21 protein-coding genes are annotated in these 25,026 nt (G+C 72.7%); 11 read left to right on the forward strand and 10 right to left on the reverse strand.

What is annotated here, in order from left to right:
- Positions 1-76 precede the first annotated feature (76 nt).
- From ACIRB4_RS30075 to ACIRB4_RS30090, 4 genes are all read right to left on the reverse strand, one after another.
- A complete protein-coding gene (locus ACIRB4_RS30075; protein WP_403295654.1) occupies positions 77-1,024 on the reverse strand; it encodes an SPFH domain-containing protein in 948 nt (315 codons plus the stop codon).
- A gap of 72 nt (positions 1,025-1,096) precedes the next feature.
- Positions 1,097-1,996, reverse strand: coding sequence for an aminoglycoside phosphotransferase family protein (locus ACIRB4_RS30080; RefSeq protein ID WP_403295595.1), 900 nt, complete (start codon positions 1,994-1,996; stop codon positions 1,097-1,099).
- Positions 1,997-2,043: 47 nt separating this feature from the next.
- Positions 2,044-2,460: a ferritin-like domain-containing protein gene (locus ACIRB4_RS30085; protein WP_403295596.1), complete on the reverse strand. Its 417-nt coding sequence runs from the start codon at positions 2,458-2,460 to the stop codon at positions 2,044-2,046.
- Positions 2,457-3,074: a hypothetical protein gene (locus ACIRB4_RS30090; RefSeq protein ID WP_403295598.1), complete on the reverse strand. Its 618-nt coding sequence runs from the start codon at positions 3,072-3,074 to the stop codon at positions 2,457-2,459. The genes ACIRB4_RS30085 and ACIRB4_RS30090 overlap by 4 nt, the downstream gene beginning before the upstream one ends.
- A 162-nt stretch (positions 3,075-3,236) precedes the next feature.
- Between ACIRB4_RS30090 and rimP the strand changes: the two genes are divergently transcribed.
- From rimP to ACIRB4_RS30135, 9 genes are all read left to right on the forward strand, one after another.
- Positions 3,237-3,734, forward strand: coding sequence for a ribosome maturation factor RimP (rimP, locus tag ACIRB4_RS30095; RefSeq protein ID WP_356895159.1), 498 nt, complete (start codon positions 3,237-3,239; stop codon positions 3,732-3,734).
- A 2-nt stretch (positions 3,735-3,736) separates the two neighbouring features.
- Entirely contained in the window at positions 3,737-4,744 is a 1,008-nt protein-coding gene (gene nusA, locus ACIRB4_RS30100; protein ID WP_403295599.1) for a transcription termination factor NusA, read from the forward strand.
- 118 nt (positions 4,745-4,862) lie between these two features.
- Complete coding sequence (locus tag ACIRB4_RS30105; RefSeq protein ID WP_403295600.1) at positions 4,863-5,141, forward strand: YlxR family protein; 279 nt, start codon at positions 4,863-4,865, stop codon at positions 5,139-5,141.
- Positions 5,142-5,293: 152 nt separating this feature from the next.
- Positions 5,294-8,383, forward strand: a complete 3,090-nt coding sequence (infB, locus tag ACIRB4_RS30110) for a translation initiation factor IF-2 (protein ID WP_403295601.1) — start codon at positions 5,294-5,296, stop codon at positions 8,381-8,383.
- Positions 8,384-8,529: 146 nt separating this feature from the next.
- Positions 8,530-8,823, forward strand: a complete 294-nt coding sequence (locus tag ACIRB4_RS30115; protein ID WP_125746257.1) for a DUF503 domain-containing protein — start codon at positions 8,530-8,532, stop codon at positions 8,821-8,823.
- Between the two features lie 29 nt (positions 8,824-8,852).
- Positions 8,853-9,305 carry a 30S ribosome-binding factor RbfA gene (gene rbfA, locus ACIRB4_RS30120; RefSeq protein WP_403295602.1) on the forward strand — a complete coding sequence of 151 codons (453 nt, stop codon included), beginning with the start codon at positions 8,853-8,855 and terminating at the stop codon, positions 9,303-9,305.
- Positions 9,302-10,201 carry a tRNA pseudouridine(55) synthase TruB gene (truB, locus tag ACIRB4_RS30125; RefSeq protein WP_403295603.1) on the forward strand — a complete coding sequence of 300 codons (900 nt, stop codon included), beginning with the start codon at positions 9,302-9,304 and terminating at the stop codon, positions 10,199-10,201. The genes rbfA and truB overlap by 4 nt, the downstream gene beginning before the upstream one ends.
- Before the next feature lie 230 nt (positions 10,202-10,431).
- Complete coding sequence (locus ACIRB4_RS30130) at positions 10,432-14,388, forward strand: trypsin-like peptidase domain-containing protein (RefSeq protein WP_403295604.1); 3,957 nt, start codon at positions 10,432-10,434, stop codon at positions 14,386-14,388.
- 31 nt (positions 14,389-14,419) lie between these two features.
- On the forward strand, positions 14,420-15,382 hold the full coding sequence (locus tag ACIRB4_RS30135) for a bifunctional riboflavin kinase/FAD synthetase (protein ID WP_403295606.1): 963 nt from the start codon (positions 14,420-14,422) through the stop codon (positions 15,380-15,382).
- Positions 15,383-15,463: 81 nt separating this feature from the next.
- Here the strand turns inward: ACIRB4_RS30135 and ACIRB4_RS30140 are convergent, their stop codons facing one another.
- Positions 15,464-16,681: a cytochrome P450 gene (locus ACIRB4_RS30140; RefSeq protein WP_403295607.1), complete on the reverse strand. Its 1,218-nt coding sequence runs from the start codon at positions 16,679-16,681 to the stop codon at positions 15,464-15,466.
- A gap of 202 nt (positions 16,682-16,883) precedes the next feature.
- Here ACIRB4_RS30140 and ACIRB4_RS30145 point away from each other — a divergent pair, with 202 nt between their 5' ends.
- Positions 16,884-18,020, forward strand: a complete 1,137-nt coding sequence (locus ACIRB4_RS30145; protein ID WP_403295609.1) for a type III polyketide synthase — start codon at positions 16,884-16,886, stop codon at positions 18,018-18,020.
- Between the two features lie 56 nt (positions 18,021-18,076).
- Complete coding sequence (locus ACIRB4_RS30150; RefSeq protein ID WP_403295610.1) at positions 18,077-18,946, forward strand: hypothetical protein; 870 nt, start codon at positions 18,077-18,079, stop codon at positions 18,944-18,946.
- A 61-nt stretch (positions 18,947-19,007) separates the two neighbouring features.
- Here ACIRB4_RS30150 and ACIRB4_RS30155 read toward each other — a convergent pair whose 3' ends face one another.
- From ACIRB4_RS30155 to ACIRB4_RS30175, 5 genes are read right to left on the reverse strand one after another with little or no spacing between them, the layout of a single operon-like run.
- On the reverse strand, positions 19,008-20,159 hold the full coding sequence (locus ACIRB4_RS30155; RefSeq protein WP_403295612.1) for an oligopeptide/dipeptide ABC transporter ATP-binding protein: 1,152 nt from the start codon (positions 20,157-20,159) through the stop codon (positions 19,008-19,010).
- A complete protein-coding gene (locus ACIRB4_RS30160) occupies positions 20,156-21,121 on the reverse strand; it encodes an ABC transporter ATP-binding protein (protein ID WP_403295614.1) in 966 nt (321 codons plus the stop codon). The genes ACIRB4_RS30155 and ACIRB4_RS30160 overlap by 4 nt, the downstream gene beginning before the upstream one ends.
- Complete coding sequence (locus tag ACIRB4_RS30165) at positions 21,118-22,005, reverse strand: ABC transporter permease (RefSeq protein ID WP_403295615.1); 888 nt, start codon at positions 22,003-22,005, stop codon at positions 21,118-21,120. Before ACIRB4_RS30165 ends, ACIRB4_RS30160 begins: the two co-directional genes overlap by 4 nt.
- Positions 22,002-23,063 (reverse strand): ABC transporter permease, encoded by a 1,062-nt coding sequence (locus ACIRB4_RS30170; protein WP_403295616.1) that lies wholly within the window; start codon positions 23,061-23,063, stop codon positions 22,002-22,004. Before ACIRB4_RS30170 ends, ACIRB4_RS30165 begins: the two co-directional genes overlap by 4 nt.
- A gap of 5 nt (positions 23,064-23,068) precedes the next feature.
- On the reverse strand, positions 23,069-24,916 hold the full coding sequence (locus ACIRB4_RS30175; protein ID WP_403295656.1) for an ABC transporter substrate-binding protein: 1,848 nt from the start codon (positions 24,914-24,916) through the stop codon (positions 23,069-23,071).
- Positions 24,917-25,026 lie beyond the last annotated feature (110 nt).

Genomic DNA, 25,026 nt, shown 5'->3' on the forward strand with positions numbered 1-25,026 from the left:
CTCCCCGTGCCTGCGGCGCCCACGGGTGGCGGGCACTGTTCCCGAGGGCGGTGCCCACCACCCGCGGGGCCCCTTGTCAGGGGCCGAGCCGGGGCTCCGGGTCCGGGTCCACCGGCGGGCCCGTCAGCGTGTCGTCCAAGGGCTCCGGCAGCGAAGCGCCCGGCTCGCCCGGAAGCCGCGGCAGCGGGTCCTCGAACCTCTCGGTCGGCGCCCGCGGCGCCTCCGGACGCGCCATGTGCCCATGGTCCGCCGCCCCCGGCTGGTTCTGCGCCGCCCGCTCCAGGAACCGCAGCAGCTCCACCGGGAACGGCAGCACCAGCGTCGAGTTCTTCTCCGCCGCGACCGCCACCACCGTCTGCAGCAGCCGCAGCTGGAGCGCCGCCGGCTGGTCCGACATCACGCCCGCCGCCTCCGCCAGCTTCTTCGACGCCTGCAGCTCCGCGTCCGCGTTGATCACGCGCGCCCGCCGCTCGCGGTCCGCCTCCGCCTGCCGGGCCATCGACCGCTTCATCGTCTCCGGCAGCGACACGTCCTTGATCTCCACCCGGTCGATCTGCACCCCCCACCCGATCGCGGGCGAGTCCAGCATCAGCTCAAGACCCTGGTTGAGCTTCTCCCTGTTCGACAGCAGATCGTCGAGATCGCTCTTTCCGATGATCGACCGCAGCGAGGTCTGCGCCATCTGCGACACCGCGAAGCGGTAGTCCTCCACCCGCACCAGCGCCTCGGCCGCGTCGACCACCTTGAAGTACACGACCGCGTCCACCCGCACCGTCACGTTGTCCCGCGTGATGCCCTCCTGGGCCGGCACGGGCATCGTCACGATCTGCAGGTTCACCTTGTGCAGCCGGTCGATGACGGGAACGATCATGGTGAACCCGGGACCCCGCACCTGGGGGAGGAGCCGCCCGAAGCGGAAGACGACACCCCGTTCGTACTGCTTCACCACACGCGCGGCGGCACCGACGTAGACCACCACGGCCGTTCCGACACCTGCCGCCGCCGTCAACAGCTCCTCGACCATCACGGCCCCCTCAAGGTCCGAGCCGAGCGTCACAAAAAGCGTCACAAAAAACGCTACAAAAAGGGTATTCCCCTACAGCCAGCCCGCGAACTCCAGCAACAGCTCCGCGTCCTGCCGCCGCCCCGCCGCAAGCGCGCGCGTGCCCGACTCCACCGCCCGGAACAGCGACCAGCCACGCAGCCGCTCCCGGTCCACCTCCAGGGAGTCCGCCAGCCTGTTCACCCGCCGGCGCGCCGACGAGGCCCCCGCCGACGACGCCACCAGGTCCTCGACCCGGTCCCGGACCAGCCTCGCCAGGTCGTAGGCGCGCTCGCCGACCAGCGGGTCGGGCCCCACGGCCAGCCACGGCGCCCGGTCACCGGCCAGGACCTTGCCCTGCCGGAAGCAGCCGTGCAGCAGCAGTGTCTCGGGCGAGTCCGCGACCAGCTCCTCGCGCGTGGCCAGCGCCGCCGCCGTCAGCTCGCCGGCCACCTCGTCGCCCCGATGGGCCGCCATCGCCGCCGCCTGCCGTGCGGTGCGCTCGGCGACCGACTCGAAGCCGTGCCCCGCCGGCGGCTCGACCCACAGCCGCCGTACCGTTCCGGCCGCCTCCAGAAGCGCCTTCGCCTCCGGCAGCGAGCGCAGCGAGACCTCGGTGTGCAGCCGCTCCAGGAGCAGCGCACCGCCCTTCGCCTCACCGAGCAGCCGCACCGCCCCCCAGCCGTTCCAGTGCGCCAGCGCGTCCCGCTCCAGCGCGGGGCGGGTGAACCCGGGGGCGATCTTCAGCGCCGCCGGAGAGCCGTCCGGCTGCCGTACGAGCACCACCAGGCTGCTCCGTCCGCCCGGTGCCACCACCCGTTCGACGTCCAGGGACGCCTGGTCGAGCGTGGCCTCCGCGAGTTCGGGGAGCCTGCCGAGCCACTCCTCCGCGCCCGCGTCCCCGTACGTCTCGCCGAGCGCCCGCACCAGTCGCTGCGGCGGTTCGAAACCCATGCGTTGCGTCGTTCCTTCCGCGGTTCGGAGCCTGGTCGGGGCCCGGCTCACACCCGCTCGGCGAGCCCAGGAAAGGTTACGTCTCCACCGCGCCAGCGGACGGCCCGTACCGCTGCGTCGCGCAACGCGGCCGCCGCGTCCCGCCGCAGCGGCCCCGGCGCCGCCCGTACGAGGTCGGCGTAGACGCCCGCGATCCGGTCCTCGAGCAGGGCGGCGAGGCGCACGGCCGCCGCGGTGTCCGGCACGGCGAACGGCAGCTCGTAACCGGCCGCCGCGACGGCCGGCTCGCCGCCCAGGTCCCGTACCGTCCGGCGCAGCGCGTCACGCCGGGCCCGGTGGCCGTCGTACGCCGCCGTGACCTCCGCGCGCCGCTCCGCGCCGATCCGGCCGCCGACGACCCCGTACCCGTACACCGCCGCGTGTTCGGCGGCCAGGGCGGCCTGTGCCGCCTCCAGAGCGCTCATGCCCGGCCTCCCTCGGTCAGCAGATACGCGTGCGCCGCACCGGCCGCCGCCACCGAGGCCAGCAGCCGGGCGTATTCGGGCGGCGCGTCGAGGAGCGCGTCGGTGTGCGCGTCGGCGGCCTTCCGGACGGCGGCGGTCAGCTCCCGGAGCGCGACGGCCGGATCGGCCGGTACGGCGGGACCCGCGGCGGTCTCCGGCGGCCGCGCACCGGGGGACCCGCTCGGGCCCGTGGCGGCGGGGGAGTCCGGGGCGGCGGGTGTCCGGTGCCCGGCGGCCCGGTCCGCACCGCCGTCCGCCGTGGCGGAGGCCGCCGGGCCCTCGGGGAGGCCCTCCCCGAGGGCCTTCGCGTGCGCCGCCACCGACGCCCGCAGCGGGGACAGCCGCGCCACCAGCGAGGGATGGGCGGCGAGCACCGCGTCGTAACGTTTCAGCAGGGCCTGGCTCGTCGCCACCGACGCGCGGCGCAGCGCCGCCTCGGCGCGCGCCGCCCGCTCGGCCGCGGACGGCTGCCTCGGGCGATCCCGGCCGCCGTCCCCGTCGGAGGTGCAGCCGGCCAGCGTCACGGCGCCCGCCGCCAGGAGCGCGCGCCTGCCCAATGTCCCCGTGCGCCCCACGTTCACTCCCTCGTGCCTCGGCCCAAGATCTCGAAGATCACCGCAGGCGAGCGTACCCGCGGCCCGGGCCCTGTGGACGGCAACACCCCTCAGGACCGGATACCCTTTGGTCTGACACGCGACGAAACCCACAACAGCACACGCGGCCGAGGAGTCACCCGGATGAGCACCACCCAGAGCGACAGGCTGCGCGGACTCCTGGAGCCGCTCGTCCACGCGAAGGACCTGGATCTCGAAGAGATCGAAGTGTCCCGGGCCGGCCGCCGCGGACTGCTGAGGGTCATCGTCGACTCGGACGAGGGCGTCGAACTCGACGCCTGCGCCGAGCTGAGCCGCGCCATCTCCGAGAAGCTCGACGAGACGGACGCGATGGGCGAGGGCGAGTACGTCCTCGAGGTCAGCTCGCCCGGCGCCGACCGTCCGCTCACCCAGCACCGGCACTACGTCCGTGCCACGGGACGCCTGGTCAAGCTTCAGCTGCACGAGGGCGACGACGTGATCGCCCGGATCCTGACCGTGGACGACGACGGCCTCGACCTCGAGGTGCCGGGCGTGAAGGGGCGCAAGCCCACCGCCCGCCGGGTCGAGTTCGCCGACATCGCCAAGGCGCGTGTCGAGATCGAGTTCAACCGCAAGGACAAGAAGGAAGAGGAGGCGTAGCCGTGGACATCGACGTGAAGCTCCTGAAGGGCTTGGCACAAGAGAAGGAGATCTCCTTCGACCTGTTGGTCGAGGCGATCGAGTCGGCCCTCCTCATCGCCTACCACCGCACCCCCTCCGCCCGCCGCCACGCGCGCGTGGAGCTGAACCGGCAGACCGGTCATGTGACGGTGTGGGCGAAGGAAGACCCCTCCGAGCTGGAGGAGGGCCAGGAGCCCAAGGACTTCGACGACACTCCGTCGGACTTCGGACGGATCGCCGCGAGCACCGCCCGCCAGGTCATCCAGCAGCGGCTGCGCGACGCCGAGAACGACGTCACCTTCGGCGAGTACGCCCGCCGCGAGGGCGACATCGTCGCCGGCATGGTGCAGCAGGGCAAGGACCCGAAGAACGTCCTCGTCAAGCTGGACGACAAGCTGGAAGCCATTCTTCCGGTGCAGGAGCAGGTGCCGGGCGAGGACTACACGCACGGTCTGCGGCTGCGTACGTACGTCGTCCGGGTGGCCAAGGGTGTCCGCGGTCCGTCCGTCACCCTGTCGCGCACCCACCCCAATCTGGTGAAGAAGCTCTTCGCGCTGGAGGTCCCCGAGATCGCGGACGGTTCCGTCGAGATCGCGGCGATCGCCCGTGAGGCCGGTCACCGCACCAAGATCGCCGTACGGTCCACCCGTTCGGGCCTGAACGCCAAGGGCGCCTGCATCGGCCCGATGGGCAGCCGCGTGCGCAATGTCATGGCGGAGCTGCTCGGCGAGAAGATCGACATCGTCGACTGGTCCGACGACCCGGCCGAGATGGTGGCCAACGCGCTCTCGCCGGCCCGGGTCTCCAAGGTCGAGATCGTCGACCTGGCCGCCCGTTCGGCCCGGGTGACCGTGCCGGACTACCAGCTCTCCCTCGCCATCGGCAAGGAAGGGCAGAACGCCCGGCTCGCCGCCCGCCTCACCGGCTGGCGCATCGACATCCGCCCGGACACCGAGCAGGGACCCGACGACGACCGCGACCACCGCTGAGCCGTCCGAAGGAATGGATCGCGCCGTGGTGACGTTCTGCCATGGCGAAATTACGACAGACGACCGTTCGATTTTTGCCCCGCACGGGTGAGGTCGCTACGGGGAGGTAGACTTAAGCGTGTCTGGCCGGACGCATGCCCGCGTGTGCCCTGAGCGAACCTGTGTGGGATGCCGGGAGCGAGCGGCCAAGAGCGATCTGCTGCGCATCGTGGTGGTCGAGGGCACCTGTGTCCCCGATCCTCGCGGTACGCTGCCCGGCCGGGGTGCGTATCTGCACCCCGCCTCGGTCTGTCTCGACCTGGCGGTCCGCCGCCGGGCGTTTCCGAGGGCCTTCAAGGCCCAGGGACCGCTCGACACCGCGGAAATCCGCTGTCATGTCGAGCAGGCGACACCGTAAGAAGAAGTACGGCACGGATTACCAGACCGTGCGGTCAGGTACCTCGCGAGTTGGAAGTAGGTCGAGATTGCGATGAGCACTCGATGAGTACGCGATGAGTACGCCCATGAAGTAGCGACGGTCCGGCGGTAACCGGACCTAAAAGGAGCGAAGTGGCTAAGGTCCGGGTATACGAACTCGCCAAGGAGTTCGGTGTGGAGAGCAAGGTCGTCATGGCCAAGCTCCAAGAACTCGGTGAATTCGTCCGTTCGGCGTCCTCGACGATCGAGGCGCCGGTCGTGCGCAAGTTGACTGATGCACTGCAGGGGCCCGGCGGCAACGCCGGCAAGTCCGCTGCCAAGCCGGGCGCGCCTCGCAAGGCCGCCCCCTCGAAGCCCTCGGCGCCGTCTCCGGCCGCCGCGGCACGCCCCGCTGCCCCCAAGCCCGGCGCACCGGCCCCCAAGCCGGCGCCCACGGCGCCGGCCCCGGTCACGCCGGCCGCGCCGACGAGCAGCACCCTCTCTCCGGCTCCGGCCGCCTCGGGCCCCCGCCCGGGCCCGAAGCCCGCGCCCAAGCCGGCCACGCCGGCTCCGGCGGCCCCCGAGTTCACCGCACCCCCGTCGGCCCCGGCCGCCGGTCCGCGTGCCGGTGGCGGTACCCCCGGTCCGCGTCCCGCAGGCGAGCGTCCCGCCCGCCCGGGTCAGCAGGGCCAGCGTCCGCAGGGCCAGGGAGCCCCGCGTCCCCAGGGCCAGGGCGCTCCGCGTCCCGGCGCTCGTCCGGCCGGTCCCCGTCCGGGCAACAACCCCTTCACCTCGGGTGGCTCCACCGGAATGGCGCGCCCCCAGGCGCCCCGTCCCGGTGGCGGCGCTCCCCGTCCCGGCGGCCCCGGTGCCGTTCCGGGCGCCCCGCGTCCGCAGGGTGGCCCCGGCGGCGCCCCGCGCCCGCAGGGTCAGGGCGGCGCCCGTCCCACCCCCGGTGGGATGCCTCGTCCGCAGGCTCCCCGACCGGGCGGCGCGCCCGGCGGTAACCGTCCCAACCCGGGCATGATGCCGCAGCGTCCCGCTGCCGGCCCGCGTCCCGGTGGTGGCCCCGGCGGCGGTCGTGGTCCCGGTGGCCCCGGTGCTCGTCCGGCAGGCGGCGGCGGTCGTCCCGGCGGCGGCGGCTTCGCCGGCCGTCCGGCCGGTCCCGGCGGTGGCGGCGGCGGCTTCGCCGGTCGTCCCGGCGGTCCCGGTGGCGGCGGCGGTCGTCCGGGTGGTCCCGGCGGCGGTGGCGGCGGCTTCGGCGGTCGTCCCGGCGGCTTCGGTGGCCGTCCCGGCGGCCCGGGTGGCCGTGGTGGCACGCAGGGCGCCTTCGGCCGTCCCGGCGGTCCCGCGCGTCGCGGTCGCAAGTCGAAGCGGCAGAGGCGCCAGGAGTACGAGGCCATGCAGGCCCCGTCGGTCGGCGGCGTGATGCTGCCTCGCGGCAACGGCGAGACCATTCGCCTGTCGCGCGGTGCTTCCCTCACCGACTTCGCGGAGAAGATCAACGCCAACCCGGCGTCGCTCGTCGCGGTGATGATGAACCTCGGCGAGATGGTCACGGCCACGCAGTCCGTCTCCGACGAGACGCTGCAGCTCCTCGGCGACGAGATGAACTACACCGTTCAGATCGTCTCCCCCGAGGAGGAGGACCGCGAGCTGCTCGAGTCCTTCGACATCGAGTTCGGCGAGGACGAGGGCGGCGAAGAGGCCCTGGTCTCGCGTCCGCCGGTCGTCACCGTCATGGGTCACGTCGACCACGGCAAGACCCGACTGCTCGACGCCATCCGCAAGACGAACGTCGTCGCGGGCGAGGCCGGCGGCATCACCCAGCACATCGGTGCCTACCAGGTGGGTACCGAGGTCAACGGTGAAGAGCGCCGGATCACCTTCATCGACACCCCGGGTCACGAGGCGTTCACCGCCATGCGTGCCCGTGGTGCGAAGTCGACCGACATCGCGATCCTCGTCGTGGCGGCCAACGACGGTGTGATGCCCCAGACGATCGAGGCGCTGAACCACGCCAAGGCGGCCGGTGTGCCGATCGTGGTCGCGGTCAACAAGATCGACGTCGAGGGCGCTGACCCGACCAAGGTCCGCGGTCAGCTGACCGAGTTCGGTCTGGTGGCCGAGGAGTACGGCGGCGACACGATGTTCGTCGACATCTCCGCCAAGCAGGGTCTCAACATCGACTCCCTGCTGGAGGCCGTGGTCCTCACCGCGGACGCCTCGCTCGACCTTCGGGCCAACCCGAACCAGGACGCGCAGGGTATTGCGATCGAGTCCCACCTGGACAAGGGCCGCGGTGCCGTCTCGACCGTCCTGGTCCAGCGCGGAACGCTGCGCATCGGCGACACCATGGTCGTCGGCGACGCGTACGGCCGTGTCCGGGCGATGCTCGACGACAAGGGCAACAACGTCGAGGAGGCGACCCCGTCGACTCCCGTCCTCGTGCTCGGTCTCACCAACGTCCCGGGTGCCGGCGACAACTTCCTGGTGGTCGACGAGGACCGTACGGCCCGTCAGATCGCCGAGAAGCGCGCTGCGCGTGAGCGCAACGCCGCCTTCGCCAAGCGCGTCCGCCGGGTGTCCCTCGAGGACCTCGACAAGGTGCTCAAGGCCGGTCTGGTCCAGGAACTCAACCTCATCATCAAGGGCGACGCGTCCGGTGCGGTCGAGGCTCTCGAGTCCTCGCTGCTCCAGCTCGACGTCGGTGAAGAGGTCGACATCCGTGTCCTGCACCGCGGTGTGGGTGCGGTCACCGAGTCCGACATCGACCTGGCGATGGGCTCCGACGCCATCGTCATCGGCTACAACGTCCGCGCGGCCGGCCGTGCCGCGCAGATGGCGGAGCGCGAGGGCGTCGACGTCCGGTACTACTCGGTGATCTACCAGGCCATCGAGGAGATCGAGGCGGCGCTCAAGGGCCTCCTCAAGCCGGAGTACGAAGAGGTCGAGCTCGGTACGGCGGAGATCCGCGAGGTCTTCCGCTCGTCCAAGCTGGGCAACATCGCCGGTGTCCTCATCCGCTCGGGCGAGGTCAAGCGCAACACCAAGGCGCGCCTCATCCGCGACGGCAAGGTCATCGCGGAGAACCTCAACATCGAGGGGCTGCGCCGCTTCAAGGACGACGTCACCGAGATCCGCGAAGGCTTCGAGGGCGGTATCAACCTCGGAAACTTCAACGACATCAAGATCGACGACGTCATCGCGACGTACGAGATGCGCGAGAAGCCGCGCGCCTGATCGCGTCCGATCGCAGCGTTGAGTCGGGGCCGGTCGGCGGAAGTTATTCCGTCGATCGGCCCCGGCCGTTGCGTGTACGGTTCTGGTGTCCCTGCCAAGCCTTGGCGGGGCCACTGACCCCGAACCGGCGGGACATCCGGGCATACATGTACGTGGGGACTCTGTCCTTCGATCTGCTCCTCGGCGACGTCCATTCGCTGAAGGAAAAACGCTCCGTCGTCCGGCCCATCGTCGCCGAGCTCCAGCGAAAGTTCTCCGTGAGCGCGGCCGAGGTGGGCGACCAGGACCTCCATCGCAGAGCCCTGCTAGGGGTGGCGCTGGTGTCCGGGGACCCGGGGTTCGTGTCGGACGTGCTCGACCGCTGTGAACGGCTGGTCGCCGCGCGGCCCGAAGTGGAGCTGCTGTCGGTGCGACGCAGGCTCCACACTGATGAAGACTGAACGAGCAAGGCAAAGAAGGAGAAGGACCAGTGGCCGACAACGCGCGGGCGAAGAAGCTGGCGGACCTCATCCGGGAGGTGGTCGCCGAGAAGCTGCAGCGCGGCATCAAGGACCCGCGCCTGGGTACGCACGTGACCATCACGGACACCCGCGTCACCGGTGACCTGCGGGAGGCCACGGTCTTCTACACGGTCTACGGCGACGACGAGGACCGGGCCAGCGCCGCCGCCGGACTGGAGAGCGCCAAGGGCATCCTGCGCTCCGCCGTCGGCGCCGCGGCCGGGACGAAGTTCACCCCGACGCTGACGTTCGTCGCCGACGCGCTCCCCGAGACCGCCAAGACGATCGAGGACCTCCTCGACAAGGCGCGGGCCTCGGACGCCCAGGTGCGACAGGCGTCCTCGGGCGCCGCGTACGCCGGCGAGCCCGACCCGTACCGCAAGCCCGGTGACGAGGACGAAGAGGGCACCACCGCCGAATGAGCAACGCAGGAAAGACCCCCGACGGCCTTGTCATCGTCGACAAGCCGTCGGGTTTCACTTCGCACGACGTCGTGGCCAAGATGCGCGGGATCGCCAGGACCCGCCGGGTCGGCCACGCGGGAACGCTCGACCCCATGGCGACGGGCGTCCTCGTCCTCGGCGTGGAGCGGGCGACCAAGCTGCTCGGGCACCTGGCGCTGACCGAGAAGGAGTACCTCGGCACCATCCGCCTCGGGCAGACGTCGGTCACCGACGACGCCGAGGGGGAGATCACGGCCTCCGTGGATGCCTCCCAGGTGACCCGCGAGGCCATCGACGCGGGGGTGGCGAAGCTGACCGGCGCCATCATGCAGGTGCCGTCGAAGGTCTCCGCCATCAAGATCGACGGAAAGCGGTCCTACGCGCGCGTGCGAGGCGGCGAGGAGTTCGAGATCCCGGCCCGCCCGGTCACGGTCTCGTTCTTCCAGGTGTACGACGTGCGGGAAGCGGTCGCCGAGGACGGGACTCCCGTCGTCGACCTGGTCGTCTCCGTCGTCTGCTCCTCCGGTACGTACATCCGGGCGCTCGCCCGTGACCTCGGCGCCGGGCTCGGCGTGGGCGGCCATCTGACCGCACTGCGCCGGACCCGGGTCGGTCCGTACAAGCTGGACTCGGCCCGCACGCTCGACCAGCTCCAGGAGGAGCTGACGGTCATGCCGATCGCCGACGCGGCCACGGCGGCGTTCCCCCGCTGGGACGTCGACGAGAGGCGCGCACGGCTGCTCCTCAACGGCGTACGCCTGGAGATGCCGTCGTACCCGGAAGGGCCGGTCGCGGTCTTCGGGCCGGAGGGCCGGCTGCTCGCCCTGGTGGAGGAGCAGAAGGGCAAGGCCAAGAGCCTCGCCGTCTTCGGCTGACCCCTCCGGGGGGCCCGGCGGTGGATTTCCCGGCGTGGGAGCTTTTCTGCGTGGGAGCGGGCACGCGCGCGTGCCCGCTCCCACGATCCCCCTCCAGGGACTGTCTATCCATCACGGCCCCTCCCTTCACCCGTTCAGGCAGGCGCTCGGAGTGATACGGGGGAGCGCTCGGGGGCGCGTTCGTCCGGTGTGGTTCTCGGGGTGATCACCACCGACCTAACGTCGACACCATGGCACGCGGGGACCTGGCGACGCTCGTACGGATCTGTGATCCGGCGGGCCGTCCGCGCGGGACCGGCTTCGTCGCCGACGACCGGGGGACCGTCGTCACCAGCCACGAGGCCGTCGACGGCCTCGTCCGCCTCGTCCTGACCGCCCCCGGCGACCGCACCTGCGTCGCGGAGAGCGACGCCATCACCCCCCTGCCCGAGTCAGGGCTCGCACTCGTGCGCACCGACGGACTCGGGGTCCGCCCGCTGCCGATCGCGGCACGCCGGGAGATCGAGGCGGGCGCGTACGTACGGATCGCCGCGCACGGCTGGCGAGAGGCGCGGGTCCTCACCGCCGCGTCCGTCACGTACACCGCACTCGACCGTTTCCACGTCCTCGGCAACGCCCTGGAGCTGGCCATCGGCACCGAGGGCGCCGAGGCGCTGCGCCTCGGGGGGCAGGCGGCGGGCGGACCCGTCCTCGACCCCGCCACCGGAGCCGTGCTCGCCGTCCTCGGCACCGCCCTGCACGGTGAGCGCCGGGCCGCCGGATACGCGCTGCCGCTCGTGCCGACGGGGCCGCTGGCCGCGCTGCTGCGACGCAACGCCGCCACCGTCCCCTGCTACGGCCAGGACCTCAACCTCGCCGGCGTCCTGGAGCTCACCGCCACCTCCGCCGGCTCGGCGGGCGCGCCCGGTGTGTGGGCCGACCCGGTGGAACGGGCCGATCTCGTCCGGGAGTTCGCCGCCTTCGCCGCCGGTGACGCTTTGGTCCTCGCGCTCGTCGGCCTCCCCGGCACCGGTCGCACCACGGCCCTCGCCGCCCACTGCGCCCGCCGCGCCCGGGGCACGGAACCGGCCCCCACCGTCTGGCTGCGCGGCGCCGACCTGCACGCCGACGATGCCTCCGTCGCCGACGCCGTCGGTCGCGCCCTGCGCCAGGCCGGGCGGATCGTCGCCACGTCCGGCGTCCGCGGCGACGCCACCACCGCCACACCGGACCGGGCCGCGGCCCTGGCCCGCGAGGCGGGCCGCCCGCTCCTGGTGATCCTCGACGGCCCGGAGGAGATGCCCCCGGCCCTCGCCCACCGCCTGCCCGAATGGACCACCGGCACGGAGCGCTGGCTCCGCGCCCACGGTGTCCGCCTGATGCTCGGCTGCCGCCCGGAGCACTGGGAAGAGGCGGGCCGGCTCTACTCGCCGGGCGCCTCCCACCGCCCCTCACCCGTGGTGATCGGGGAGCTGAGCGAGGAGGAGGCACGGGTGGCACGGGAGCGGTACGGGCTGGGGGAGGGGGACCTGGCCGCCGCCGACGCCCGGCACCCGCTGGCGCTGCGGCTGCTCGCCGAGGTCCGGGAGGCGCTGCCCGGAGCGGTGCCGGGGCGGCCGGGGCGGGAGGAGATCTTCTCGGCCCATCTGGATCTGATGTGTCTGCGGATCGCCGTACGAATCGCCGCCGGGTCCCGCCCCCTCGTCCGCGGCACCGCCGTGCGCCGCCTGGCCGCACGGGTCGCCGGACAGGTCCACGAGGCCGCCCGCCGTTGCCTGGGCCCGGGCCAGGGCGAACTGGACCGGGAGTCCTTCGAGGAGCTCTTCCCCTGGCGGACGGGCTGGGCCTCCGCCGCCCTGACGGAGGGTCTCCTCGTCCCGGCGGGCTCCGGCTACCGCTTCGGCCACGAGGAACTCGCGGACTGGCTCCAGGGCGCACACCTCGACGTGGACGGAGCCCTGCACACCTTGGTCCACCGCTGGCACGAGGACGCCTCGGTCCGGCGCGCCGCGGGTACGCCCGGCGGTGCGGCGGGTGGAGGGCGCGGCTCCGCCGTGGGGGCGCGGGGCGGGCTGCCCGGCGGGCACGGCTCTGCCCGGGAGGTGTTGAGCGCGCCGCCCGGTGCGCACGGCTCCGCCGTGGAGGCGCTGAGTACGCCGCCTGCCGGGCGTGGCTCCGCCGAGGGGGTGTTGAGCGCGGCGCCCGGTGCGCACGGCTCCGCCGAGGATGCGCTGAGTACGCCGCCGGGCGGGCACGGCTCCGCCGTGGAGGCGCCTAGCTCGCTCCCCGTACCGCGCCACCGCGTCGGCCCGGTGCTCCAGGCCCTGCTCCTCCTGGACCGCGACCAGGGCCCCGGCGCGCTCGTGCCCCGCCTGGACGGGCTGGTCGACGGACTCGCCCGGCTCTCCGACGCCGGCCTGGACGCCACGGACGGCGCCTGGTGGGGAAGCCGCCTCCTCGCCGACTGCCTCCTCGGCGTCCCGGACCCGAGGCCGTACCTGCCGGTCCTGCGCCACCTCGCCGACCGCATCGGCGCGACCTCGCCGCCGCCGACAGCCCCCACCGTGCCGCCGCAGGCGGACCGCCGGGCCCAGCGGCCGGGCGGTCGAATCGAACCAGCGGCCGTGCCCGACGCCGCCGCCGCCGGGCCTGGTTGGCCCGGCGTCAACGGGGCTGCAGGCTGGGCGGCCGGCGACCTCCCGCGCGCGGACGGGTGGGAGGCCGCCCACGACCCCCGGCGCGCCGCGCCCTCCCCCCTCGACCGTCCACCGGACCGTACCGGTGCCCGGGCCGCCCCAGGTGGGCCCTCAGACACCGGGCCTGGTGTCTTCGGGGGCTTCGGGCCGGCGTTCTGGGATGCTCTGCGCGTTGGGGAGGACGAGCGGATGGATCTGTGGCGGCGGCTCGTGACCGCCGACGGGGCGCCCGGTGAGGTGGGGCGGTCGCGCTGTCTCGACATCGTCGCCGCGCGGCTGGCCGCCGAGCCCCGCAGCGTGCAGCCGTTGCTGTGCCGGTGGTTCGGCGATGGACGGGCGCTGCCCGCCGCCCCGTACGCGACCGTCGGCACCGCCGCCCAAGCGCTGCTGCACACGCACCGGAAGCTTGCCGTCGACGACCTGTGCGAGGCGCTCGCCGCCACCGCGCACCCCCTCGCCGACGGCCTCCTGGCCGCGCTCGCCGAGGACGAGCCGTCCGCCGTGTGCCGGGCCGTCGACCGGTGGGCGCACGACGACGGACGCCCGGAGCGCCGCGCGGCGGCAGCGGCCTACGGCAGCCTCGTCGCCGAGCACGTCAGGACGAGCGCCGACCGCGAGCTCCTGCGCTACGCCGCCCTCGCCCTGCTCGCCCGCCCCGGCGACGCGGATCTGCACGGCCCCGCCCTCGGCCTCCTGGTCCGCGACCCGCACACCCGCACCCGGCATCTGCCGCGTGCGCTCGCCGAGCCCCGGGTGCCCGCGAGTGCCCTGGCCGCCGCGCTCACCACCCACCCCGAGCCGGTGTTCGCCGCCTTCCGGAGCCGCCTGGACGGACCCGGCGACGCGGCCGCCGACGTCCTGCGGGCGCTCGCAGAGGTCACCGCTCCCGCCCTCGCCCGCCGCGCCGCCGACCTCGTCCGCGAGTACGTCGACCGCCACCCCGAGGGCGCACCGCACGCCGCCGCCTACGTGGACCGCCGCCTCGAACACGGCCCGGCCGCCAGGGCCGTCCTCTTTCCCCTGGTCACCGGCCTCCTCCGGGTCCACCCCGCCGCCGTCCGCAGCGCCTTCGCCCCCGTCCTCGCGGCTCCGGGCACCGGCGCCTCCCGCCTCCTGCGGACCGAGCTCCTCGACGTACTCCTCACGTACGAGACGTACGAGAACGACGGACCGGACGCGTCGCGCGACCCGGCCGTCCTCGACGCGCTGCTGCGCGCCGCCGCCCTCGGCTGCGAGCGGCGCAGCGAGGTCCGCACCCGCGATCTCGTCCACCGCACCGGGCTCCTCCTCGTCCGCACCCCCGAGGGCGCGGCCCACTTCGACCGCCGGCTCGTCGAGCTCGCCCGAGAAGTCCCCGCCTTCGCCGCGCGGCTGGCCGACTGGCTGCGCGCGGACCCCCCTGAATGGGCGGGCCTCGTCGGGCCGAGCACCCGCCGTACCGTCGAGACCATCGGCAGTCCCATGCCGATGCGAACCGACGGCCGTGAGCATGGCAGTCTTAGACCTGCGTAATCGGCGAACAGGCGGACGAGGAGCGGTCACAGTGCAACGCTGGCGAGGCTTGGAGGACATCCCCCAGGACTGGGGGCGCAGCGTCGTCACCATCGGCTCCTACGACGGCGTGCACCGCGGACACCAGCTGATCATCGGACGGGCGGTCGAGCGGGCGCGCGAGCTCGGCATCCCCTCGGTCGTCGTCACCTTCGACCCGCACCCCTCCGAGGTCGTACGGCCCGGCAGCCACCCGCCGCTGCTCGCCCCCCACCACCGGCGCGCCGAGCTGATGGCGGAGCTGGGCGTGGACGCGGTGCTCATCCTGCCGTTCACGGCCGAGTTCTCGAAGCTCTCCCCGGCGGACTTCATCGTGAAGGTCCTCGTGGACAAGCTGCACGCGAAGGCCGTCATCGAGGGCCCGAACTTCCGCTTCGGCCACCGGGCCGCCGGCGACGTCGCCTTCCTGGCCGAACTGGGCGCCACCTACGACTACGAGGTCGAAGTCGTCGACCTCTATGTGAGCGGCACGGCGGGCGGCGGCCAGCCCTTCTCCTCCACGCTCACCCGCCGACTGGTCGCCGAGGGCGACATGGAGGGCGCCGCCGAGATCCTCGGCCGCCCGCACCGCGTCGAGGGCATCGTCGTGCGCGGCGCCCAGCGCGGCCGGGAGCTCGGCTTCCCGACCGCCAACGTCGAGACGCTGCCGCACACCGCGATCCCCGCCGACGGCGTGTACGCCGGCTGGCTGACGGCCGCCGGCGAGCGCATGCCGGCCGCGATCTCGGTCGGCACCAACCCGCAGTTCGACGGCACGGAGCGGACGGTCGAGGCGTACGCCATCGACCGCGAGGGCCTCGACCTGTACGGCCTGCACGTGGCCGTGGACTTCCTCGCGTACGTCCGCGGCATGCTCAAGTTCGCCACGCTCGACGATCTGCTGGAAGCGATGGCCGGGGACGTGAAGCGGTGCCGCGAGCTGACCGAGGCGTACGACCAGGGGCACCGCGCCTGAGCACGGTGCCCCTGTCCGGGAAGGAGCCCCGGTTCCCCTCGCGGGCGCCCGGCCGGGTTCGAGCCGGCCCGGCTCCCGGCGTCACCAGGTGACGATCAGCTCCTTGGGGCCGCGGATCAGGCCCTTGGACTGGAAGACCGTCTCCTCCGGGGCCCCCGCGAGCCGCAGCTCCGGGTAGCGCCTCAGCAGCGTGGAGAGCATCACCTCGGACTCCATCCGGGTCAGCATCGCCCCCATGCAGTGGTGCGGCCCGTGCCCGAAGGAGACGTGCCCGGTGCCCGTACGGTCGAAGTCGACGTCGTGCGGGTTCTTGAAGACCATCGGATCCCGGTTGGCGGCGAGGTAGGACGCGTACACCGCCTCACCCGCTCGGATCAGCACCCCGCCGATCTCCACGTCCTCGGTGGCGATCCGCGGCAGCCCGACGCCGTTGCGGTGCGGGATCCAGCGCAGCAGCTCGTCCACCGCCTGCGGCAGCAGCTCCGGCTCGGCCCGCAGCCGTGCCATCAGGTCCGGACGGGTGAGCAGTACGTACACCATGTTGGCGCTGTTGTTCCGGACCGCGTGCGCGCCGCTGATCAGGATCGCCATGGCCAGCGAGACGGCCTCGTCGACGCTGATGCGGCCCTCCTCCAGCGACTCCGCGAGCACCCCGGCCAGGTCGTCGCGCGGCTCCGCGCGCCGCTGGTCGAGCAGCTTGCTGATGTAGCCGTGGATCTGCGCCTTGGCCGCCCTGCTGCTCTCCGGGCCGGGCCCCGAGGACAGGATCAGGTCCGGCCAGGACGCCAGCTCCGCGCGGTCCTCGTCGGGGATGCCGAGAAGATCGCAGACCACGGCCATCGGCAGGGGTCCGTGCAGATGCCTCATCAGATCGGCGGGGCGGCCCGACTCCTCCATCGCGTCGAGCAGCCGGTCGGTGGTCGCCTGCGCCAACGGGCGCAGCCGTTTGGTGCTCTGGCCGGTGAACGCCTTGGTCACAGCCTTGCGCAGCTGGGTGTGGTACGGCGGATCGGCGTAGTTCAGCGCCGCTTTCGAGGCCACCATGTGGCCGGTCATCCCGGTCACCATGCGGTCGAGCAGGGCCGTACGGCTGAACCGCGGATCGGACGTCACCGCGCGGACGTCGTCGTACCGCGTGACCAGCCACGCCTCGTTCTCGGCGGCGAAGGGCAGCCGGATGCGGGCCACCGGCTCCTTGTCGAGCAGTTCGGTCAGCAGGGGGTCGAAGTCCAGCGCGGGCAGGTCGTCGACCGCCCAGACGTGTGCCGGCCGTGACGCGGCCGTCGGTTCGGAACTCATGGGGAGGCTGTTCCCGGGCGGGGGAGGCCGCGACACGGTGGAAGGCCACAGCCCCCTGAACGGAGCACGGCCGGAACCGGCCGCCGAGGGCAGCCCGGGTGACTCTCCGTGCGTATTCCATGACGCTCGCGGTTGCGGGGTCGCCGCCGGCGGGTGACTGTGGCGGCAGTTCACGGCGTACCTGATCGAAGGAGCGAGTGTCGTGGTGACTCTGTGCAAACCCGCGGTGGCCGTACCCGAGTACGTGATCACAAGGGAGGAGACGCTCGCTCTCGCCCGTTCGCGCCATGCCGATCACCCCCAACTGCCGCTGGCCCTGCGGCTGATCGAGAACACCGGTGTCACTCAGCGGCACATCGTCCAGCCCATCGAGGAGACGCTGAAACATCCGGGCTTCGAGGAACGCAACACGCTGTACGAGGCGGAGGCGAAGGCCCGCGTGCCCAAGGTCGTCGAGGAGGCCCTGCGCAACGCCGGGCTGCGCCCCGCCGACATCGACATGATCGTCTTCGTGTCGTGCACGGGCTTCATGATGCCCTCGCTGACCGCCTGGCTGATCAACACGATGGGCTTCCCCAGCCACACCCGACAGCTGCCCATCGCCCAGCTGGGCTGTGCGGCGGGCGGCGCCGCCATCAACCGGGCGCACGACTTCTGTGTCGCCTACCCGGACGCCAACGTCCTCATCGTCGCCTGCGAGTTCTGCTCGCTGTGCTACCAGCCGACCGACCTCGGTGTGGGCTCGCTGCTCTCCAACGGACTGTTCGGCGACGCCGTCGCGTCGGCGGTCGTCCGCGGCAGGGGCGGCACCGGGATCGCCCTGGAACGGAACAACTCCCACCTGGTCCCCGACACCGAGGACTGGATCGCGTACAGCGTCCGGGCCACCGGGTTCCACTTCCTGCTCGACAAGCGGGTGCCGACCACCATGGAGCCGCTGGCGCCCGCGCTCCGCGAGATCGCCGACGCGCACGGCTGGGACGCCGGCGACCTGGACTTCTACATCATCCACGCCGGCGGCCCCCGGATCCTGGACGACCTGAGCCACTTCCTCGAAGTCCCGCCCGAGGACTTCCGGTTCAGCCGGGCCACCCTCACGGAGTACGGGAACATCGCCAGCGCCGTCGTCCTGGACGCGGTACGCCGGCTCTTCGAGGAGGGCGGCCTGGCCGAGGGCGCCCGCGGCATCGTGGCCGGCTTCGGCCCCGGCATCACCGCGGAGATGTGCCTCGGCAGATGGACCACGGCCGCCGCGCCGTCCCTCGAACCCGACCTCAACACCCGCCGGATCGTCGGCTGCCCGCCCGCGGCGCACCCCGCGCGCACCACGACCACCTGACCGCTCGACCGCTCGTCCCCCTGGCATCTCTCGCCATTTCGCAAAGGAGACCCGCAATGTCCGTCACCACCCCGCCATCCCTGCGCAAGGCCGCGCGCGGCCCGGCCGCGCTGACCGCGCTGCTCGCCGGCGTCGCCGTCGTCACCGTGGCCGGCGCGCCCGCCCAGGCGTCCGGCGCGCACAAGGCCCGCGTCCCCATGCACCAGTGCTGGGTCAACGACGTGCCCGCGCCGCCCGGGAACCAGGTCAACGGCACCCCGCACGACGACTACATCTTCTGCGACAGCGACCTGGAAGGCGTCACCGTCTCCGGCGGCGGCGGCAACGACATGATCGAGGTCAGGGGCCTGGTCATCGACTCCGCCCTGTTGGGCGGCGAGGGCCACGACGTGATCCGCGCCAAGCACCTGGTGCCGCAGACCACGTTCAGCATGGTGCGGGGCAACCGCGGCAACGACATCATCAAGGTGGCCACCGTCCGTGGCGACGGCGCGAAGCTGGGCGCCGTCGTCCACGGCGACGACGGTGACGACAAGATCACCACCGGTTCGGTCTCCGGCGCGCCCGGACAGTTCAACCGCGGCGGCGGCATCGTGACCGGCAACGACGGTGCCGACACCATCAAGACGGGCATCATCGACTTCTCCGCCCGCGTCCTCGGCGGCAGCGAGAACGACACCATCGAGGCCGCCGCCCTGGGCCCGGAGTCCGGTGGACTGATCCAGGCCGGACCCGGCGACGACAGGATCAGCGGACCGGGCGGTGCCATCCTGACCGTCGGAGAGCACTGGGGGACGGTGGACGCCGGCGTCGGCAAGGACACCTGCCTCGTGCAGTCGGTCTCCACGCGGACGTCCATCAGCTCCTGCGAGCAGATCCCCGAGGGAGGCGCGGCGCCGAAGCCGGACAACCCCAAGACCGACTGACCGGTTGACCGGTTGACCAGTTGACGGACTGACGGACTGACCCGACGCTCTCCCGACGGGCTCAGCCTCCCGTCGCCCCGCGGCGTGCCACCCAGTGGCACGCCGCACCCCGCGCCCCGCTGCCCCCGTCGAGCACCGGCAGGTCCTCGCCCCGGCAGCGGTCCGCGACCGCGGCCGCCTCTCCCGAGGCGAGGACCGGGCAGCGGGCGTGGAAGCGGCACCCGGAGGGGATCCGGGACGGGTCCGGGGGCTCGCCGGTCAGCACCACCGGCTCGCCCCCGGACTCCGGAAGCACCGACAGCAGAGCTCGCGTGTACGGGTGCCGAGGCGACGTCAGTACGGACTCCACGGAGCCCGTCTCCACGATCCGCCCCAGATACATCACCGCCACCCGGTCCGCGATGTTCCACGCGAGACCCAGGTCATGGGTCACGACCAGCGCCGAGAGGCCCAGCTCGTCCCGCAGACGCAGCAGCAGCGCCAGGATCTCCCCGCGCACCGAGGCGTCCAGCGAGGCCACCGGCTCGTCGGCGACGATCAGTTCCGGTTCGAGGACCAGGGCGCCCGCGATGACGACCCGCTGGCGCTGGCCGCCGGACAGCTCGTGCGGATAGCGCAGGAAGAAGCGCTCCGGCGGCCGCAGCCCGGCCCGCGCGAGGGCCGCGGCGACGGCGGCACGCTCGTCCCCGCCGTACCCGTGGATCCGCAGCCCCTCCGCCACCGCGTCGTACACCGTGTGCCGCGGATTCAGCGAGCCGCTCGGGTCCTGAAGGACCAGCTGGACCCGCTTGCGGTACGCCTTCAGGGCGCGGGGGGTGTACGACAGCGGCTCACCGGCGAAGGTCACCGTCCCGGACGTGGGCGGCACCAGGCCGAGCAGCGAGCGGGCCAGCGTCGTCTTGCCGCACCCCGACTCGCCGACCAGCGCGACGATCTCGCCCGCGCCGATGGCCAGATCCACCCCGTCCACGGCGCGCGCGGCGGGCGCCCCGCGCCGCCCGGGGAAGGCGACGCGCAGCCCGGACGCCGCAAGGAGCGGCCGCGCCGGCGCCCCGTCCGGGGACGCCCCGGCGTCCGGTGACGCCGTGCCCGACGTCCCGACGTCCGATGACGCCGTACTCGACGCGACGGCATCCGGCGACGCCGTACCCGACGCCCCGACGTCCGGCGACGCCGTGCCCGATGTCGCCGCGTGCGGATCCAGTGGTTTCATGAGCCGCTCCCGACATGTACGCAGGCCGCCCGGCGCTCCGCGCCCGCCTCCCGCAGTTCCTGGTCCAGCTCGCCGCACACCTCCACCGCCACCGGGCAGCGCGGATGGAACGCGCACCCGCCCGGCAGATCCGCCGGGTCCGGCGGGTCGCCCGGCAGCCCGCGCGGCGCCCGCCGCGACGCCGGGTCGCCGATCCGCGGGAACGCCGAGGACAGCGCCCGCCCGTACGGGTGCTCGGCGGCGTCGTACACCGCCCGCGCCGGGCCCTCCTCCACCACCCGCCCGGCGTACATCACCGCGAGCCGGTCGCAGGTGTCGGCGAGGACGGCCAGATCGTGGCTGATCATCAGCAGGCTGATGTCCTCGTCGGCGACCAGCCGCTCGATCAGCCGCAGGATCTGCGCCTGGATCATCACGTCCAGCGCGGTCGTCGGCTCGTCCGCCACGATCAGCCGAGGGCCGCAGGCCAGCGCCATCGCGATCATCACCCGCTGGCGCTGCCCGCCGGACAGCTCGTGCGGATACGCGGCCGCCCGAGCCGCCGGCAGCCCCACGTGCTCCAGGAGCTCACCCACCCGCTTCCGCGCCGCCGCCGGCGTCGCCCGCCCGTGCACGAGCAGCGGTTCGGCGATCTGGTCGCCGATCCGGTGCACCGCGTTCAGCGAGTGCATCGCGCCCTGGAAGACGATCGACGCCCCCGCCCAGCGCACGGCCCGCAGCCGCCCCCACTTCATGGTGAGGACGTCCTCGCCGTCGAGCAGGATCTCGCCCGTCAGACGGGCGGAGGGCGGCAGGAGCCGCAGCAGCGCCAGCGCCATCGTCGACTTCCCGCACCCCGACTCGCCAGCGACCCCGAGCTTCTGTCCGGCGCCCAGGGTGAGATCGACCCCCCGTACGGCGGGGACGGCCGCCGCCCCCGACCCGTAGGTCACCGACAGGTCTCGGATCTCCAGGAGGCTCAACGCCCCACCCCCAGCTTCGGGTTGAGCACGGACTCGATCGCCCGGCCGCACAGGGTGAAGGCGAGCGCCACCAGCGCGATCGCGATGCCGGGCGGGGCGAGGTACCACCAGTGGCCCGAGGAGACCGCGCCCGCCTCCCGGGCGTCCTGGAGCATGCCGCCCCACGACACCACCGTCGGATCGCCGAGGCCGAGGAAGGCCAGCGTCGCCTCGGTGAGGATCGCCGTGGAGATGCCGAGCGTGGTCTGCGCGAGCACCAGCGGCATCACGTTGGGCAGCACGTGCCGGCTCATGATGTGCCCGTGCCCGCCCCCCAGCGCGGTGGCCCGCTCGATGTACGGGCGGGACTCCACCGCGATCGTCTGCGCCCGCACCAGCCGGGCCGTCGTCGGCCAGCTGGTGACACCGATCGCCAGGATCACCGTCCAGATCGACCGGGACATCACCGTCGCCAGCACGATCGCCAGGACCAGCGCCGGCATCACCAGGAACCAGTCGGTGACCCGCATGACGACGGTCGCGAACCAGCCGCCGTAGTGGCCCGCGAGGATGCCGACGAGCGTGCCGATGGCGACCGAGAGCGCCGCCGCGAGCAGGCCGACGAGCAGCGAGATCCTGGCTCCCCAGAGCAGCAGGCCGAGCAGGGAGCGCCCGAACTGGTCGGTCCCCAGCGGGAACCGGGCGCTCGGGGACTCCAGGGCCGTGCCGGGCGCGTTCGTCACCGACTGCACGTCGGAGCCGACGATCAGCGGGGCGGCGAGCGCGAGCAGGGCGATCAGCGCGAGCCCGGCCAGCCCGTAGAGACCGGCGCGGTGGGAGCGGTACTGCTTCCAGAAGCGGGACACGGCGTTCTTGCGCCGCGTCCAGGTCAGCGAGGTCGTCATCGGCCCACCCGGGGGTCGAGCAGCGGATAGAGCAGGTCGGCGATCAGGTTCATCACGATCATCGCTCCGGCGAACACCACGAACAGGCCCTGCACGAGCGGCAGATCGGGCACGCTCAGCGCCTGGTAGAACAGCCCGCCCAGACCCGGCCAGGAGAACACCGTCTCGACCAGGATCGAGCCGGCCGCCACATGGCCGAGGTTGATGAAGACCATGGTGACCGTCGGCAGGAGGGCGTTGGGTACGGCGTGCCGGCGGCGTACGAGGTCGTCGCGGAGCCCCTTCGCCCGCGCGGTCGTCAGATAGTCGCCGCCCATCTCGTCGAGCAGCGAGGAGCGCATGACCAGCAGCGTCTGGGCGTACCCGACCGCGACCAGGGTGAGGACCGGCAGCACCATGTGGTGGGCGACGTCGAGGACGTACGCGAAGCCGGTCCCGCCCGCGCCCGACTCCATGCCGCCGGTCGGGAAGAGCCCGGGGACCGGGCCGATGCCGACCGAGAAGACGATGATCAGCAGCAGTCCGAGCCAGAACGACGGGACGGACCACAGCGTCAGGGCGACGCCGGTGTTCAGCCGGTCACCGAGCCCGCCGTGGTGCCAGGCGGACCGGGTGCCGAGCCACAGCCCGAGCGCCGAGTAGACCAGCACCGCGACACCGGTCAGCAGCAGGGTCGCGGGCAGCTTCTGCGCGATCAGCTCCCCGACCGGGGCGTGGAACTGGTACGAGGTGCCGAGGTCGCCGCTCAGCGCCTTGCCGCAGTAGTCCGTGAACTGCTGCCACAGCGGCAGGTCGAGGCCGAACTGCCTGCGCAGCGTCGCGAGTTGCTCGGCCGAGGTCGGCACGCCGTGCGTCATCGCCTTGACCGGGTCTCCGGGGATGATCCGGAACAGGAAAAAGCTGGTGACGAGCACGGCGAACAGCGAGACGGCCGCGCCGCCCAGCTTGCCCGCCGCGTGGCGGAGGTAGCCGAGGGCCGATCCGGTGCGGGAGGCGCCGTCCGTGGCGCGGACCTGGTCGGTCCGCACCACGTCGGCGGGGGTGCCTGCCGTCGTCACGGCCGCTACTCGCGGTCGTCGGCGGTGGAGCGGCGGCGCACGGCTGCCCAGACGCCGACCGCGACGAGCACGAGGACGGCCGGGCCGATCACCAGCCAGACGCCGGTGGACGAGCCGGACTCCTCGCCGTCGGCGGAGGCCGCGGGCACCGCCGACCACCAGCTCCAGTAGCCGTCCTGGCCGTAGAGGTTGCCGGCGGCCTCCGGCATGGTGGTGATCGACTCGATGTGGTCCGTGCGGTACGCCTCGAGGGCGTTCGGGTACGCCATGACGTTCATGTACCCGGTGTCGTACAGCCGGGACTGCATCCGCTTGACCAGATCCGCCCGCTTGGCCCCGTCGTACTCCGCCGACTGCCGCGCGTACAGCGCGTCGAACTCGCGGTCGCAGATGAAGTTGTCGGTGGCGCCGGTGTCCTTCGGCGTCGCGGGCAGGGTGCCGCAGGTGTGGATCGACAGGACGTAGTCGGGGTCCGGGTTGACCGACCAGCCGTCGAAGGCGAGGTCGTAGTCACCCTTCGTCCACGGGTCGCCGACGTTGTCGAGGCACTCGACCTTCAGCCCGATGCCGAGCTTGCCCCACCACTCCTGGAGGTACTTGCCGACCGCCTTGTCGTTCGGATCGGTGGCGTGGCACAGGATCCGGAAGTCCAGCGGCCTGCCGTCCCTGCCGACGCGCTTGCCCTCACCGTTCTTCCGGTAGCCGGCCTTGTCGAGGATCCGCTCGGCCGCGGCCGGGTCGTATCCGAGCTTCTGCCCGGCGCCCGGCTTCCAGAAGTACTGGCCGAAGCGCGGCGGGATGTAGCCCTCGCCCTCCACGGCGTGGCCCTGGAAGACCTTGTCGACGATCGTGGTCCGGTCCACGGCCAGGAACAGCGCCTTGCGGACGGCCGGGTCGAGCAGCGCCTTGTGGCCGTTGCCGAAGGTCTTGCCGTCCTTGGACCGCGCGCCCGGATTGGTGGCCAGCGCGAAGAAGCGGCGGCCGGGGGCGTCGTTGACCTTGATGTTCTTCGCCGACTTCAGCGCCGCCGCCTGAGCGGGCGTCAGGTTCGGTACGAAGGACACCTCACCCTTCCGCAGCGCGGCGACGGCCGCGTCCCCGTCCTTGTAGTACTTGAAGACCAGCTCGTCGAACTTGGGCGCGCCGCGCCAGAAGGTCTTGTTCGGCTTCAGCTTGATGTACTGGTCGACCTTGAAGTCCGTGATGACGAAGGGGCCGTTGCCGACGATCGGGAAGGTCTTGTCGTTGTTGAACTTCGAGAAGTCGCCGACCTTCTCCCAGACGTGCTTGGGCACGATCGGCACGTCCAGCGCGGTCATCGTCGCCTGCGGCTTCTTCAGCTCGATGACGAGCGTCCGCGGGTCGGGCGCGGTGACCTTCTTGAAGTTGGACGTGAAGCTGCCGTTCGCGGTGGCGGCGTTCTCGTCCGTCATCATCTTGTTGAAGGTCCAGGCGGCGTCCTCGGCGGTGGCCTGCCTGCCGTCGGACCACTTCGAGTCCTCGCGGATCGTGTACGTCCAGGTCAGCTTGTCCGGCGAGGTCTTCCACTCGGTCGCGAGGCCCGGGATGGGCCTGGCGTCCTTGGCGTCGTAGTTCGTCAGGTACTCGTAGGCCAGCCGGTGGATGCTGGTGGAGACGAGCTTCTGGGCGAGGAAGGGGCTCAGCGAGTCGACACTCTGCGAGACGGCGACGGTGAGCGTGGTGCCGCCGCCCTTCGCGCCGTCCTTCGCGGGTGCGGCCGCCTGGGCGGCCTGCGGGACGGCCACCACGGCGGTGGCGGTGACGCCGGCGGCGAGGAGGAGTCGCAGAAGTCTGCCGGGGACGAGCGGGCGGGGTGGAACCTTCGTGACCATGACCATGGGAGGTGACCTCGCGTCGTGGATCTTGGGGCGCCAACTGGTGAAGCGAAGGTCTATCAGCGGGGGACGGGCGAGTCAACGATGACTCAAACCCCTTGTGGACT

Source organism: Streptomyces sp. NPDC093600 (assembly GCF_044764755.1).
Taxonomy (GTDB): domain Bacteria; phylum Actinomycetota; class Actinomycetes; order Streptomycetales; family Streptomycetaceae; genus Streptomyces.